Annotated in this window: 11 protein-coding genes; 4 read left to right on the top strand and 7 right to left on the bottom strand. The window is 70.2% G+C overall.

Features of this window, described 5'->3' with window-relative positions; translation table 11 throughout:
- The first annotated feature begins 144 nt into the window (after window positions 1–144).
- Window positions 145–1518, top strand: a complete 1374-nt coding sequence (locus ACFJIX_RS25595) for a sigma 54-interacting transcriptional regulator (protein WP_377155431.1) — start codon at window positions 145–147, stop codon at window positions 1516–1518.
- Here the strand turns inward: ACFJIX_RS25595 and ACFJIX_RS25590 are convergent.
- The 7 genes from ACFJIX_RS25590 to ACFJIX_RS25560 all read right to left on the bottom strand — a co-directional run bounded on the left by ACFJIX_RS25590 (window position 1466) and on the right by ACFJIX_RS25560 (window position 10918).
- Complete coding sequence (locus tag ACFJIX_RS25590) at window positions 1466–2260, bottom strand: amidohydrolase family protein (RefSeq protein ID WP_377155430.1); 795 nt, start codon at window positions 2258–2260, stop codon at window positions 1466–1468. The genes ACFJIX_RS25595 and ACFJIX_RS25590 overlap by 53 nt on opposite strands.
- A gap of 14 nt (window positions 2261–2274) precedes the next feature.
- The gene (locus ACFJIX_RS25585) at window positions 2275–3651 is read right to left on the bottom strand and encodes an N-acetylmuramoyl-L-alanine amidase (protein ID WP_377155429.1); all 1377 of its coding nucleotides are present in this window, start codon (window positions 3649–3651) and stop codon (window positions 2275–2277) included.
- Window positions 3638–4939, bottom strand: a complete 1302-nt coding sequence (locus tag ACFJIX_RS25580) for a hypothetical protein (protein WP_377155428.1) — start codon at window positions 4937–4939, stop codon at window positions 3638–3640. Before ACFJIX_RS25580 ends, ACFJIX_RS25585 begins: the two co-directional genes overlap by 14 nt.
- Window positions 4936–6186, bottom strand: a complete 1251-nt coding sequence (locus tag ACFJIX_RS25575) for an aminotransferase class I/II-fold pyridoxal phosphate-dependent enzyme (protein WP_377155427.1) — start codon at window positions 6184–6186, stop codon at window positions 4936–4938. Before ACFJIX_RS25575 ends, ACFJIX_RS25580 begins: the two co-directional genes overlap by 4 nt.
- Before the next feature lie 13 nt (window positions 6187–6199).
- Complete coding sequence (locus ACFJIX_RS25570) at window positions 6200–7669, bottom strand: hypothetical protein (protein ID WP_377155426.1); 1470 nt, start codon at window positions 7667–7669, stop codon at window positions 6200–6202.
- Window positions 7670–8362: 693 nt separating this feature from the next.
- Window positions 8363–9685, bottom strand: coding sequence for a hypothetical protein (locus ACFJIX_RS25565; RefSeq protein ID WP_377155425.1), 1323 nt, complete (start codon window positions 9683–9685; stop codon window positions 8363–8365).
- Between the two features lie 6 nt (window positions 9686–9691).
- On the bottom strand, window positions 9692–10918 hold the full coding sequence (locus ACFJIX_RS25560; protein ID WP_377155424.1) for a hypothetical protein: 1227 nt from the start codon (window positions 10916–10918) through the stop codon (window positions 9692–9694).
- A 261-nt stretch (window positions 10919–11179) separates the two neighbouring features.
- Here ACFJIX_RS25560 and ACFJIX_RS25555 point away from each other — a divergent pair, with 261 nt between their 5' ends.
- The 3 genes from ACFJIX_RS25555 (at window position 11180) to istB (ending at window position 14421) form a co-directional block, all read left to right on the top strand.
- On the top strand, window positions 11180–11563 hold the full coding sequence (locus ACFJIX_RS25555) for a DUF427 domain-containing protein (RefSeq protein WP_377155423.1): 384 nt from the start codon (window positions 11180–11182) through the stop codon (window positions 11561–11563).
- Between the two features lie 544 nt (window positions 11564–12107).
- Complete coding sequence (gene istA, locus ACFJIX_RS25550; RefSeq protein ID WP_377155422.1) at window positions 12108–13640, top strand: IS21 family transposase; 1533 nt, start codon at window positions 12108–12110, stop codon at window positions 13638–13640.
- Complete coding sequence (istB, locus tag ACFJIX_RS25545; RefSeq protein WP_377155421.1) at window positions 13633–14421, top strand: IS21-like element helper ATPase IstB; 789 nt, start codon at window positions 13633–13635, stop codon at window positions 14419–14421. Before istA ends, istB begins: the two co-directional genes overlap by 8 nt.
- Window positions 14422–14613 lie beyond the last annotated feature (192 nt).

Genomic DNA, 14613 nt, shown 5'->3' with positions numbered 1-14613 from the left:
GGTGAGGAAGCATCTCGTTGCATCGCGAGGTTAGGGATGTCGCGCACGACGACAGAACCTAGACTGACTCGGACGTGATCGCGGTTCAGGCCTCTCGGACGGGAATGGGAAGGTCGCCGGTTACGAATCGGACAAGACATTCCTTTGGGGGAGCAATTGGCGCCATCGGCCTGGATCGCCTTTACCGGGTCGTGCGACGCCGGTCTGCATGAGCGCTGCGTCTCGCTGCTCACGCGCGCGGGCATCGCCGTGAGCGCTTCAGCGCCGGAGGACGGCGCGGCGTTGGGCCTGGTCGTCTTCGGCGCGTGCGACGACGAGGTCCTCACCTTGCTGCGACGACATGGCGACAGCGCCCTGGTGCTGGCGATCTGCGTCGGCGCCGAGGCGCTGTCGAGCGCGGTGCAGTGGCACCTCGTCCATGCCGGCGCGCGCGATGTGCTGCAGTGGCCCGAGCTGCCCGCGACGGCCGACGAGATCAGCGCGCGGCTGCAGCAGTGGCTGCGTGTCGACGCCCTGGTCGATTCGCCGGCGGTCGCGTCCTGCCTGGTCGGCACCAGCCCGGCGTGGCGGCGCTCGATGCGCAGCGTGATCGAGGCGACGGTCTCCACCTCGTCGTCGGTGCTGATCACCGGCGAGAGCGGCACCGGCAAGGAGCTGATCGCCCGGCTGATCCACGACCTCGACCCGCGTCCCGACAAGGGCGAGTTCGTCGTGGTCGACTGCACGACCTTGTCGCCCGAGTTGTCCGGCAGCGAGTTCTTCGGCCATGAGCGCGGCGCCTTCACCGGCGCGGTCGGATCGCGCGAGGGCGCCTTCGCCCTGGCGCACAAGGGCACGCTGTTCCTCGATGAGGTCGGCGAGCTGCCGTGCGAGTTGCAGGCCCGGCTGCTGCGCGCGGTGCAGGAGCGCCAGTACAAGCGCGTGGGCAGCAACACCTGGCAGCACAGCGATCTGCGCCTGGTCTCGGCCACCCACCGCGACCTGGAGCGCGGCATCGCCGAGGGCAGCTTCCGCGCCGACTTCTACTACCGCATCGCCGGCTGGCGGTGCCGCACGCTGCCGCTGCGCGAGCGCAAGGACGACGTGCTGCCGCTGGCGCTGCATTTCATGCGCGAGCTGCTCCCGTCGCAGGCCGAGCTCACCATCGACCCGGCGGTGCGCGAGTTCCTGATCGCGCGCGACTACCCCGGCAACGTGCGCGACCTGCGCCAACTGGTCACGCGCATCTGCCAACGCCATTGCGGCCGCGGGGCGATCACGGTCGGCGACATTCCGCCGGAAGACCACACGGTGCCGGGCGCGCCGCCGCTGTGGCCGGACAACAGCTTCCGGTCGGCCATCCGCTCGGCGGTGCAACTGGGCATCGGCATGAAGGACATCAGCCAGCGCGCCACCGAACTGGCGGTGGAGATGGCGCTGGAGTGCGAAGAGGGCAACCTGCAGCGCGCCGCGACGCGGCTCGGCGTCACCGACCGAGCCTTGCAGATCCGGCGCGCCAGTCAGCGGGCGCTGGTGTGAACGCGGCGCGCCGCCGCGCCCGCGCGGTCAGGCGCAGCAGATTGCCGCCGGTGACCAGCGCCTCGTCGGACGCGGACAGGCCCAGCGCGCGCACCTTGGCCAGCTCGACGCCGGGATGCAGCCACGGGCCGTCGCTGCCGAACAGCAGCTTGTGCGCGCCGGCGCGCCGCACGGCCTCGGCCAGCAGGTCGAAGCGGCGCACGCCGGAGGTGTCGGCGTGGATGTTGGCGTGGCGGACCAACGGATCGATCAGCGCGCGCTGCGCGCGCCAGTCGTCGGAGAAGCTGCCCAGGTGCGGCACGATGAAATCGACATCCGGGAACTCCTGCGCGAGCAGCTCCGCCTGCGCCACCTCGCCGACCACGTCGTAGAGCACCGGCAGCGCGTGCTCGCGCGCCGCCTCGCAGACCTCGCGCGAGATGTTGGCATCGTGGCGGTGCAGCTTGATGCCGACGAAGCCGTGGTCCTCGACGCCGATGCGCACCAGCTCGCCGATGCGGCCGCGATCGCGCGCCGCGTGCACGAAGACGAAACCGATCCAGCGCTCCGGCTGCGCGGCCACGATGCGCGCGACCTCGGCGTTCGCCCGCCCGTAGTCGGAGTGGAAGGCCGCGAAGATCACCGTGCGCCCGATGCCGGCCTGCGCGGCGCGCCGGGCGTAGTCGCGCAGCGGCGCGCCGCTGTCCCACGGGCCGGTGAAGCCGTCGCCGGGGCCGGCGTGGCAGTGGCAGTCGATGATCATGGGGATGCTCGTCGTCAAGCCGGGCCGATCTGCTCGAACTCCCAACGCACGCCGCGCGGCAGCACCAGCTGACCCGGCGGCATCGGGTCGAAGGGTTTCGGATCGATCGGTGTCTTGCGCAGGGCTCGTGTCATCGCGGTCTGCAGCTGCGGCGGCAGCACGTTGACGATCTTCACGGGACCGCGGGTCATCGACGGCTTGAAGGGCAACTGCGCATCCGTGAGGTCGTCGGAGCGGCGCAGCAAGCGCGCCAGCGCGAGCTCGACCATGCGCACCACGCCGGCCACGCCGTGCGCGCCGCGGTGGCCGTGCACCTTGGCCAGGTAGTACTGCAGCTTCGGGTGGGCGCGGTTCAGCGCGATGTGCGCCGGATCGCCCATGCGCCGCGCGAAGGTGTCGCTCATGCCGACCTTCAGGATCTTCGGCTTCGCGTCGGTCACGCCGGCCGCGGCAGGCTCGAACGCGATGTACACGCCGCCGAAGCCCGCGAACGAGCTGCCGGCCCGCACGATCTGCGCCCGCGAGTAGGACTTCGGCAGCCAGCTCAGCCGCGCGTTCAGCGGGCCGAAGGCGCTTTCCTGTTCGGCCTGCTGTTCGCCTTCCTGTTCCCCCTCGCCCTCACCGAACTCACCGGCGCCGAACTCACCGGCGCCGACGCCGCCGAACTCGGCCTCCTTCACCGGCGCGCTGCGGCCCCAGGTGCGCCACAGGTCGGGGATCGCGTTGCCGTCGCCGACCTTGAAGCCCGACCCGCCGTCGCTGAGCTTCAGCGTGTCGACGGCCCATTGCCCGACGTGGTACCAGATGTCGGGACCGGGGTCGTTCTCGCGCGAGGCACTGCTCTGGCGGTGCGCCAGGATCGTCTTCAACCCGATCTTCGCGACGAGGTAGCGCACCAGCCGGCGGCCGGCTTCCAGTTGCGCCGGCGTGACCTGGTCGCGGCCGTACTTGTCGCCCTGCCACCACTTGCCCTTGGTGTTGGGGAAGTTGCCCGCGAACTCCACCGCCACGCTGCCGTGGTTGAAGCCGTTGCTGGCCCAGACCATCGCGAGCTCCGGATGCAGCTGCAGGATGCGGCCGTCGGCCATGATCGCGAAGTGCGAGCCGATCTTCAGGTAGTCCGTCAGCGCGTTCTTGCGGTTGCGGCAGCAGGCCATCTGGTGCAGCACCAGCGCCTTCACCTGCGCGGCCGGGCGCATGCCGTGGCGGTTGCTCTTGTCGGCCTTGTCGGTCAGGTCGATGATGCCGGCGCCGGCCGCGCTTGCGGCGCCCGCCGCACCCGCCAGCGTGCCGACGATCTGGCCCGCGACCTGTCCGATGCGGCTGCCGATGCCGCCGATCATGTCGCCCAGGCCCCATTCGCCGACAATCTCGAATTCACGCGTGTCCATGTGCATCTCCCGGTGGATGGCTGATCAGACGCCGTGCAGCACCAGCGTCGAGCCGCGACGCGTCCAGCGGCCGCCCGTTGCGCGTGCCCGAACCGCCCGATGCGCCGGGCCGGCCCGGCAGCGCGCGGCCGCTGAAGTGCGGCAGGTGCTGCTGCGCGGCGGCGGCCACGGCGGCTTCGAACTCCGCCGGCGCCGTGCCGTCGGTGGCCTGCTGTGCGGCCGTGCCGGCGATGCGCACGAAGCGGCGCGCCATCTCGAACTCGCGGTCCTCCAGCTCCAGGCCTTCGAACTCCATCTCCAGCGCCGAGCTCACCGCGCTGCCCAGCGCCGTGCCCAGCGCGGTGCCGACCCCCGGGATCGGGATCATCGACCCGAGCGCGCCGCCGACGAAGGGCAGCGCCTTCTTGGCCACCGCCTTCAACACGCCCGAGAAGGGCTTGGCGATCTTGCCGACCGTGCCGGCGACCTTCTTGACCCCCTTCCACAGCTTGCCGAGGAACTGCTCGAGCTCGGCCTCGCTGGACACCGACAGCAGCTCGGCGGCGAGGGCGATCTCCTCGGCCTCGCTGAACGGCGAGCCGCTACCGCGTCCGTATTCGCCCTGGCCCTCGTATTCGCCTTCGTACTCGCCCTCGTATTCGTACGCGCCTTCGAACTGGCTCTCGTGGGGGCCTTCGTAAGGGCCCTCGTACTGGCCCTCGTATTGCCCTTCGTATTGACCCTCGTACTCGCCTTCGCCTTCGTACGCCCCCTCGAATTCACCTTCACCTTCCGCGGCGAACTCGAAGGTCTCCTGGGCGCCCCCGCATCGGGGGCAGTTGCAACGGATCGGATGCATGGTCATCTCCTCGCTGGGGGCATCGGGCGCCGCTGCGGGACCGGGGTCGGCGGCAGCAGCAGGGGCGGGTTCAGGTGGCGCGTACGGCGGCACATCGGGCGGCGCATAGGGCGACGCCAGGCATTGCTGCATGCAGCGCTGATAGCGCGATCCGGGGCCGCCCCAGGCCGGCCACGGCGTGGGGTCCCAGGCGGGGCCGCCATAGCGCCCCCAGGGCGACGAGCGCGAGGGCCGCGACGCATGCGATGGCGGCCGTTGCTGTGAACGCTGCTGTGAACGCTGCGGGGATCGTTGTGGCGATCGCCGTTGCGACGACGGAGAGCGGCGCTGCGAGCCACCGTAGCGCGAGCCGCCGGAGCGGCCACCCCGGTAGCCGCGCTCGAACTCCTCGGACGCGGTCTCGAATTCGTTGCCGGTGGACAGCAACTCAAAGGATGTCGTGGGATTCATGGAGCCTCCGCAAGGAAGGGGTGGAAGGGCCGCCGCAACGCCGCCAGGGCCTGCATCAGCGCCTGCACGGCGCGCTCGATGCAGGCCGCGGTGTGCGCCGCGGTGATCACGAAACTCAGCCGTGCCTGCGCCTGCGATCGCGATGGCGACGGCCAACGCGACTGCGGACGCCACTGCGTGTGCGACGCCGGATGCGACGCCGGATGCGACGCCGGATGCGACGCCGGATGCGACGCAGGATGAAACAGCGGATGCGACGGCGGACGCGACGGCGCCGCCACGCCTGCGGCGTGCAGGACGGTGCGGACTTGCCGCTGCAGCAGCGCGGCGTGCAGCGCCGGCATGTCGATGCCGGGCAGCGGCGCGAGCGACTGCACCGGGAAATCGCCGCCCATGCAACGCAGGCGCAGCGCGGCGAGCCGGCCGCGGAACTCCCGCACGCGCTGCATCAGCCGCGCGCGCAGCGCGTCGCCGAAGCGGCCGTTCAGCGCCAGCGCGTGGCGTGCCGCCTCGATCACCGCCAACGTCGGCGGGCTGGTGTGGACGCGCGTCTCGCTGCGGGTTTCGAACCAGCGCAGCGTCGCGCTGCTGCCGGAGAGCACCGCCATCGGCACGCCGAAGCCTTTGGCGAGCGATGCGCCGACGATCACCGGCGCGCCCTCGAGGCCGTGCCGGCGCACCGAGCCGCCGCCCGCCGGCCCGAGCACGCCGAGTGCCTGCGTGTCGTCGAGCACCAGGCAGCCGCCGTGGCGCGCGGCCGTCGCGGCGTAGCGGGCGATCGGCGACTGCTGCTCGCGGCCCGGACGGAAGCCGTCGCAGACGATGAGCAGGCGCGGACCCGCGCCGTCGGTCCCCGCGGACCCGGCGGCCTGGATGGCCCGGGCGGCGCCGGCGGCGAGGCGTTCAAGGCCGTCCGCATCCGACGCCGCGAAACCGTGCACCGTCGCACCGCGTGCGGCGGCGCGCTCGATGCCCCAGCGCGCGATGGCGTAGGTGCCGTCCTCCACGCAGATCACGGTGCCAGGTCTTGCCAGCAGGCCGAACAGGTCCCAGAACAGGTGCAGCGTCGACGGCAGCAGCGTGGCCGCCTCGCAGCCCTGCAGCGCCGCCAGCTCGCGCGCCACCGCCTCGGCGCCCGGCGGCGCCTGCAGCGCCGCGGGCCGGCCCAGGCTCAGGGCCGGCCAGTTCCGGGCGCTGCCTTCCGCGTGGCGCAGCCCCAGGTACAGGGACGAGGTGAAGTCCAGCATGACCGCGACTCCGTCAGGCGTTGCGCTGCTGCTGGGCCAGCCGACGCTGCATCAGCAGCGAGGGCAGCATCGCGTCGGCGCTCGGATCGGCGGTCTCGCTGCTCAGGTCGATGCCGGTGGCCGCCCGGTAGGCATGGATGTAGCCCTGGATCTGCGGCCGCCAGTAGCGGGCGAAGTTGAAGGCCGGGGTCGGCTCGAAGACCTCGCTCCAGTTGCCGACGCGGATCGCCAGCATCACCTGCTCGCCGAAGATCGCCAGGTTGCGGAAGTGCACGACGCTGGTGTCGGTCCAGCCCTGCAGCTTCTTCATCGCATCGACGCGGTCCATCCACGGCTCGGGGTAGGCCACCATGATGCGGCTGGGCAGGAACTCGCGGAACTCGGGCCGCCCCAGCAGCCATTGCTGCATCAGCATCTCGATGCGCGCGGTGGTCGCCAGCTCGCCGAAGTTGTTGTGCGCGCCCTGCGACATCACCAGGTGCACCTCCTTGAGCGCGTTCAGCACCGGGAAGGCGTCGGCCTTGACCGTGGTGTCGTCGTCCTGCTTGTAGAACGCCGTCAGCAGCCGCAGCAGGTGGTGGAAGCCCTCGAGGAACTGCGAGCGCGAGTCGGCGATCCGGAAGTCCTTCACCGCCTTGCCGCGCAGCGTCAGGCCGTACTGGTGGGCGTACTCGGCGTTGCGGCGGTTCACGGTGAGCCGGTGCTGCTCGTCCTGCGTGTAGCCCCACAGCAGGCTGTTGAGCGGCCGCAGCGGATCGATCTCGAGGTTGGCGAGCGGGTCGGGCGTGGTCGGCGAGCCGCGGTTCTGGAAGCGCCGCGTCACCGCGTTCATCGTCTGCACGAGCATCGCTTCCTCATGCCAGTACGACCAGATCAGCTCGATCAGGCAGGGGTTGGCCAGCTTGTCGTGCACGAAGCCGACGGCCAGGTTCGCGCCGTCGGGGTTGCCCTCGATGATCGGGATGTCGGGCAGCTTGCGCGCCACCAGCGCCAGGTAGGGCAGCAGGCCCCCGGGCTGTTCGAGGTAGTCGTCGAAGCTGCCGCGCGCGTCGTCGAAGGCCGGCAGGTCGCGCCGGTCCAGGTAGGCGTTGTCGTGGCGCGGGCGGAAGGCCCGGTCGTGTTCGCCGCCTTGCAGCACGCCGCAGTTGACCATCACGAACGCCTCGGTCGCGGCCTTCAGCACCCGGTACGAGTCGCTGTCGTTGAAGGGCAGGAAGCGCTTCAGCGAGAGCTTCTCGAACGCCTCCTTCTCGGCTTCGAAGCCGCGTCCGGCGTTGCCGCTTCCGCCGCCGTGGCCGAAGCCGCCGCGGTCGCCGTCGCGGTCGCCGTTACGGTCGTTGTGGCGGTCGTTGTGACGGTCGTTGTGACGGTCGCCGTGGCGCGGACCGTGCCGCCGGCCACCGAACAGCACGTCCATGAAGCGCAGGTAGTGGTTGAAGCCCAGCGCATCGGTGCCGTTGCGGATGGCCAGCCACAGCGCCATGTCGTCGGTCGGCTCGGTCCCGGTGCGGCTGAGGGCAATGCCGAGCTGACCGGAGACCGGCTGCGTCGGCACCGACCCGGCGTGGCCGGTGTGGGCCAGCGTCAGCACGGCCGGCGGCTGTCCCGCGGCGGCGCCCAGCGCCGGGGAGCGCAGCTCGTAGACGAAGTCGACGCGGCCGGCGCGCCGACACGGGGGTGGAGAAGCTGGTGAAGCTGCCGTCGTGCGACAGCTCGGTCGAACCGTGCGGCGGCACGATGTGCAGCTGCGGATTGACGGTGTGGTTGACCGTGGCCTTCAGGTAGTCGCCGACCTGGGGCGGGCGGCAGTCCAGCGTCTCGCAGTCGCGCGTCATCCAGCGCGCTTCCAGCTGGGCGCAGAACTCCGGTTCCAGGTCTTGCGTGCGGGTGTCGCAGTCGCCGACGGTGAAGCGGGCCGAGTAGGTCCGCGGGTGGTGCAGGAAGCCGAGCACGTACTCGCCCGGCGCGACGTCGTCGAAGCACAGGTGGCCGTCGCCGTCGCTGCGCTTGAGCAGCAGCACCTGCTCGTCGGCCGGGTGGGACCCGGCGGCGAGCCCGGTGGTGTGGAACAGGCCGACCTGGGCCTGGGCGATCGGACGGTGCGCGCCGCCGCTGTCGCGCACCCGGACCTCGATCGAGGACCGGCGATCGGTATCGTGGTCGTGATGGTGCTTGCTCATGAGGGTTCTCCTTCGGTGACAGTGAAGCTGCGGCCCTGCGCCGCGGCGCAGGCCTGCGTGGTGTCCAGCGTGCTGGCCAGCGCCCAGTGCGTGAGCAGCTTGCCCAGCAGCAGCGATTCGTCCTCGGGGCTGAGCCGGCCGTCGCAGCGCGCCTGGCCGATGACCGCGAAGACGAGCGACGGCGGCGCCCGGTACATCAGCGCCGGCACCCGGGTCCAGAGCCGGAACAGCGCCGAGAGCCGCGCCGGACGCCGTTCGGCCACGTCCAGCACCTGGGCCAGCGTGCGGCCGCGCAGCGCCGCGGGGCGGTGCTGCACGAGCACGCTGACGAAGGCCGGCATCAGCGCCTGCAGGCGATCGAGCAGGCGCAGCGACTCGGCGTCCAGGCCGCGGGTCGGATAGAAGGCTTCCCACATCGCGGCCAACCGCGCCCACTGCGGATGCGGGTAGAGCGCGTCGCCCATCGCGCAGCTGAGCTTCACGCGCAGCCAGGGGACGGGGTGCGGGTCGTCGACGTTGATGCGGAAGACGAAGGCGCGCGGCAGGCTGACCACGGCCATCAGCCCGGTCGGCGCGGCCACGCCGATGCGCGCGACGGACCAGAAGTCGGCCACGATCTCGCTGATCCAGCGTTCGTACAGGCCCCAGGCCACGGCGCCGTCGCCGGCGCCTTGCTGCAGCCCGCGCAGCACCGGCCGCAGCGAGTCGACCAGCCCGAGCAGCGCCGCCGCCTGATGACCGACCTCGTGCACGAGCGACGAGGCGATGCCGCTGCCGATCATGCGTTCGCGCGGCACGCGGATCACGGCCACGGGGCTGGTGCCGCCGCCGGGCAGCCGGGTGCGCGCGCGGCGAATGGCCGCGCCGGGGCCGCGGTCGAGGTAGCAGATCACCGGCGGCGCGCGGTAGTAGCGGCCGCGCAGCGCGAGCGCATCGGCCGACAGCACGTCCAGCCCGGACAGCCAGACGCCGCTCTCGCTTTCGCTGCGCTGCGTGACGACGTCGCTGAAGAGGTCGAACTGCGTCAGCACGGCGTTGAACTTGAGCCGCAGGTAGGCGAAGCGGCGTTGCGCCTCGGCGGCGCTGGCGCGTTGCGCGGCGCCGCTGTCGAGCCAGCCCATGAAGCCGTGGACCAGGCGGCGCAGCTCGCGCCGGCCGGCGATCAGGTGGCCTTCAATCGCGCTCTGCGCGGCCGGCAGCAGGTTGGCCGCGGGCACCATCGGCTCGACCAGCGCGAAGGGCTTGACCCGCGCCAGACGCGTCAGCAGCGCACGCGATTCCTGCATCAGGAACCACGCGGGATAGGTGCCGATGGCCATGGTGGTTCACGCGCCGAAGATGACGATGCGATGGCCGCGGCGCACCCAGCGGCCGCTGGTGGCGGCGCCCGGGCGTGCGGCGGTCGGCGGGGCGGATGCGGCGGACGCACCGCCGGTGAGCAGGCCCGGCGCGTGCTGCTTCGCGGCGGCGACGGCGGCCTGCTGCGCGACCGCGCGCGGGTCCGCGTTGGGCGGCGCGGAGGCGGCCTGCGCGGCGGTCTGCGCGGCCAGACGGACGAACTGCTTGGCGCCTTCGAACTCGCGGTCCTCGCCGGCCATCTCGGCTTCGAGGCCGAGCGCATTGCTGGCGGCGTTGGCCAGCCCGCTGCCGATCTTGGCGCCGAGCGGCCCGCCGAAGTAGGTGCCGATGGCGGTGCCCGCCATGGGCAGGGCCTTCTTGGCCACGCCCTTGAGCACGCCGCCGACGGCCTGCCCGATGGGGGAGCGCGCGAAGGAGCCGACGGCCTTGGTTGCGCGGCTGACGAGGTCGCCGAGGAAGCGGTCGAGCTCACCTTCGTTGGCCACGGACAGCAACTCGCCGGCGAGCTCGAGTTCTTCGGCCTCGTTGAAGGCGCCGGATTCCGTCGACCACTCGTTCTCTCCGAATTCGAACTGCTCGTTCTCGTACTCCATCTGGGTGCGGTCGATGTCGTGCATGGTGGGCTCCTGGTTGCGGTGGGGTGAGGAAAGGAGGCCGGGGGCGTGATGGCGCGCGGCCAGTGCGAAGGCGTCCCGGGCCGCCCGCTGCGGTGAGGGCGGGAAGGGCGCGGACAGGCGGGCAGGGGCGGTGACGAGATGGCGCACGGCGTCGGCGGACAGGCGCACGAAGTTGCGCGCGAGCTCGAACTCCTTGTCCTCGGGGCTGAGGCCCTCGAGTTCGAGGCCCGCAGCGCGCGTCGCGGCGGCGAGGGGCTGGTTGCCGCGCGGGCAGCCGGTGCAGGGGAGGACGCGGGCGGCGCTCTGGAGCAGCGCGCCTTGCAACGCACGCGCCGCGGCGGGATCGACGGACGTGCCGAGCTGGCGGGCGGTGCGGGCGATCAGATGGTTCAGCGAAGCGGCCAGCGCGGGCGCGGTGCGCGCCTCCAGCAGCTGGGCGGCGAGCTCCAGCACCTGGCCTTCGTTGAACACGCCGGCCGAGGCCGGCGTGCGCTGCGCGACGGCGGCCAGCGGACCTGGCGAGGTGCCTTCCTGAGCCTCGGTCTCGGGGCTGTAGTCGACCAGTGGATGCGACATGGGGCGGTGCTCCTTGCCTCATCTTTTGCAAGCACCGTGCCACTGCGCGGGGACGTGGATCTACCTGGGCAGCAGCCCCGAAAGCCGTCGAAGACGGCGAAGCGCGCTTCGCTTTCCCGCGTGGCGAGGGCCTGAAGGGCGAAATGAGCTTCGCGTGTCGCCGCGCGGCGTTTGTTTGAGCCGCGCTTGAGCCGCGCGCCAGGCGAGGCATGCCGATTGCTCGGAGACGATTTCCTCAGCCATTTCCAGGAAGGTTCCGCCATGAGCAAGTCCTCAGGCCATCGTGATCATCCCGAGCATCAGGTGCGGGAGTCCCACGTCGACGAGCGCATGACGGTCGTCTTCGCGGGCCAGACGCTGGCGGATTCGCGCGACGTCGTGCGGGTCGACGAGGATGGCCACCCGCCGCGTTTCTATTTCCCGCGCGGCGATGTGCGGCAGGATCGGCTGAAACGCACGGCGACCTCGACCGAATGCCCGTTCAAGGGCACGGCGAGCTACTTCGACGTCGACGTCGACGATCAGCGCGTGAAGGACGCCGTGTGGTCGTATGAGACGCCGTTCGATGAGCACGAAGGGCTCAAGGAACGGATGGCGTTCGATGAATCGAAGTCGGAGGAGCTGGTGGTGCGCAGCCTGCCGTGAGGTCGTGCCGTCGTGAAGGCGCGCACGCGTCGCCGTTCAGCGAGGTCAAGCGCGGGCGACGAGCGTCCTCTTCGCGTCCACGCCGTTCGATCTCCTGCAACGCCTGGCGCAGTTCGGGCGACATCGCGCCTTGAGAGGCGGGCGTGGACGGTGGGGTTGGCGTGCAGGCCGTGGCGCAGAGCAGCACGGCGACGGTGAGCACGGTGGATCGCATCAGGGCCAACGGTGGAACCTCGAAGTTTTTCTGAACCAGGACGCGACCGAGGCCAGTCCGATGCCGCCGGCGAGCACGGCGGCACCGAGGTGCAACCAGAACCAGGTGCTCCGCGCTGCTTCGATGTCGGCGAGTGTTGCGACCGGTCGGCCGTCGGCTTCCAGCTCCCACAGGGTGGGCGGACGGTCGGTGTGAACGGCATATCGGACCTTTGCCGTGCGGGACTGTTGATTGCCGCCGAATCCTGACCCACCGGCCGCACTGATTTCCGTTCAAACCTGACCCACGTATGAACCCTAGCCTGCCGCAACTTGCGGCAGGAGCATTGGAGTGATTGACGTGGCGACACTAAGTGTCATCAGGCGATGGGCCCTGCGTGAGCAGTTGTCCATCCGAGAGATAGCCCGGCGCACCGGCCTGTCTCGCAACACCATCCGGAAGTACCTGCGCAGCGACGACAAGGAGCCGTCGTACGCCAAGCGAGAGAGCCGCAGCCGGCTCGATCCGTTCGCGGAGAAGCTGGCCCAGTGGCTCAAGACCGAGTCCGGCAAGAACCGCAAGCAGCGGCGCACCTTGAAGCAGATGCACGCTGAGCTTATGGAACTCGGCTACGACGGCTCCTACAACCGCGTGGCCGCCTTCGCGCGGGACTGGGCGCTCAAGCGCCAGGAGGCCCAGAAGACCACGGGCCGCGGCACCTTCGTGCCACTGGTCTTCGAGCCCGGCGAGGCCTTCCAGTTCGACTGGAGCGAGGACTGGGCCGTGCTCGCCGGCGAGCGCACCAAGCTGCAGGTGGCGCACTTCAAGCTCAGCCACAGCCGGGCCTTCTACATGAGGGCCTACCTGCTGCAGACGCACGAGATGCTGTTCGACGCTCACAACCACGCCTTCCGCGTGTTCGGTGGCGTGCCCAAGCGCGGCATCTACGACAACATGAAGACCGCCGTGGACAAGGTCCTGAGCGGCAAGGCGCGCGACGTCAATGCGCGCTTCGCCGCGCTGGTCAGCCACTACCTCTTCGAGGTCGAGTTCTGCAACCCAGCCTCGGGCTGGGAGAAGGGCCAAATCGAGAAGAACGTGCGCGACGCCCGGCACCGGCTCTGGCAGCCCGTGCCAGCCTTCCCCTCGCTGGACGCGCTCAACGTCTGGCTGGAGGAGCGCTGCAAGGCGCTGTGGACCGAGATCTCACACGGCAAGCTGCCAGGCACCGTGCACGACGCTTGGCAGGAGGAGCGGCCGCTGCTGATGCAGTTGCCACGCCCCTTCGACGGCTTCATCGAGCACACCAAGCGCGTCTCACCGACCTGCCTGGTCACCTTCGAGCGCACCAGGTACAGCGTGCCGGCGTCGTACGCCAACCGGCCGGTGAGCCTGCGCGTCTACGCCGACAGACTCGTCGTCGCAGCCGAAGGCAACATCATCTGCGAGCACCAGCGGTTCATCGACCGCCGGCACGACACGCTCGGCAAGACGATCTTCGACTGGCGTCACTACCTGGCGGTGCTGCAGCGCAAGCCTGGCGCGCTGCGCAACGGCGCGCCGTTTGTCGAGCTGCCGCAGGCCTTCAAGCGGCTGCAGGCCGAGCTGCTCAAGAAGCCTGGCGGTGACCGAGAGATGGTCGACGTCCTGGCGCTGGTCCTGCACCACGAGGAGCAGGCGGTGCTGGCAGCCGTCGAGCTGGCCCTGGAGGTCGGCGTGCCGACCAAGATGTACGTGCTCAACGTGCTGCACCGGCTGGTGGACGGGAAGGCCGCGCCACCGCCCGTGGACGCCCCGCACGCGCTGCGCTTGACCAACGAGCCGCAGGCCAACGTGAACCGCTACGACGCACTGCGCGAAGAAAGGAAGGTCCGCAATGCGTGACTCAGCAACCAACGGGCTCATGACCGCGCTGCGCGAGCTCAAGATGTTTGGCATGGCGCAAGCCGTGGGCGACCTGGCCGAGCAAGGCGCACCGGCGTTTGAAGCCGCGCAGCCCTTCCTGGCTCAGCTGCTCAAGGCAGAGTCCGCCGAGCGCGAGGTGCGGGCCGTCGCGTACCAGCTCAAGCAGGCCAAGTTCCCGGTTTACCGTGACTTGGCTGGCTTCGAGTTTGCGCACAGCGAGGTGAACGAGGCGTTGGTGAAGCAGTTGCACCGCGGCGAGTTCATGGACCGGGCCGAGAACGTCGTGCTGGTCGGTGGGCCGGGCACGGGCAAGACCCACCTGGCCACTGCCATCGGCGTGCAGGCGCTAGAGCATCACCGCAGGCGAGTGCGCTTCTTCTCCACGGTAGAACTCGTGAACCTGCTGGAGCAGGAGAAGCTGAACAACAAGACGGGCCAGATGGCGCACCGGCTCGCCCATATGGACCTGGTGATCCTCGACGAGCTCGGTTACCTGCCGTTTAGCTCATCGGGCGGCGCGCTGCTCTTCCACCTGCTGAGCAAGCTCTACGAGCGCACCAGCGTCGTCATCACGACGAACCTGAGCTTCAGTGAATGGGCCAGCGTCTTCGGCGACGCCAAGATGACCACAGCCTTGCTGGACCGGCTCACCCACCACTGCCATATCCTTGAAACCGGCAACGAGAGCTACCGGTTCAAAAACAGCTCAGCACAACCCACCCAGAAGGAGTCCAAAACCAAGAAGTTACCCACAGCCTGAGCCTCAGTGGCTCGAACAAGGGTGGGTCAGGATTAGATGGAAACGGCGGGTCAGGATCGAGTGGAAATCAACAGGCTGGGCCTTGCTCGATCCGGAAGGACAGTCGGGGCTCTATCCTGCCGGTCTCGCTCGAATTGCCGCCGAGGTTCTTTCAGCTCCGTTCACCACCTTGACGCCTACGGGCGGAGCCCA

The sequence above is a fragment of the Roseateles sp. UC29_93 genome, from assembly GCF_042695725.1.
Lineage (GTDB): Bacteria > Pseudomonadota > Gammaproteobacteria > Burkholderiales > Burkholderiaceae_C > Roseateles > Roseateles noduli_A.
Note: the sequence above shows the minus strand (reverse complement) of the source record. Positions and strands in the feature narration are given on the sequence as shown.

Coding starts and splice junctions, on each gene's coding strand:
- ACFJIX_RS25585 (WP_377155429.1), bottom strand. CDS start 3,651: ATGGACACGCGTGAATTCGAGATTGTCGGCGAATGGGGCCTGGGCGAC.
- ACFJIX_RS25565 (WP_377155425.1), bottom strand. CDS start 9,685: ATGGCCATCGGCACCTATCCCGCGTGGTTCCTGATGCAGGAATCGCGT.
- ACFJIX_RS25580 (WP_377155428.1), bottom strand. CDS start 4,939: ATGAATCCCACGACATCCTTTGAGTTGCTGTCCACCGGCAACGAATTC.
- istB (WP_377155421.1), top strand. CDS start 13,633: ATGCGTGACTCAGCAACCAACGGGCTCATGACCGCGCTGCGCGAGCTC.
- ACFJIX_RS25570 (WP_377155426.1), bottom strand. CDS start 7,669: ATGGCGCTGTGGCTGGCCATCCGCAACGGCACCGATGCGCTGGGCTTC.
- ACFJIX_RS25560 (WP_377155424.1), bottom strand. CDS start 10,918: ATGTCGCATCCACTGGTCGACTACAGCCCCGAGACCGAGGCTCAGGAA.
- ACFJIX_RS25590 (WP_377155430.1), bottom strand. CDS start 2,260: ATGATCATCGACTGCCACTGCCACGCCGGCCCCGGCGACGGCTTCACC.
- ACFJIX_RS25555 (WP_377155423.1), top strand. CDS start 11,180: ATGAGCAAGTCCTCAGGCCATCGTGATCATCCCGAGCATCAGGTGCGG.
- ACFJIX_RS25575 (WP_377155427.1), bottom strand. CDS start 6,186: ATGCTGGACTTCACCTCGTCCCTGTACCTGGGGCTGCGCCACGCGGAA.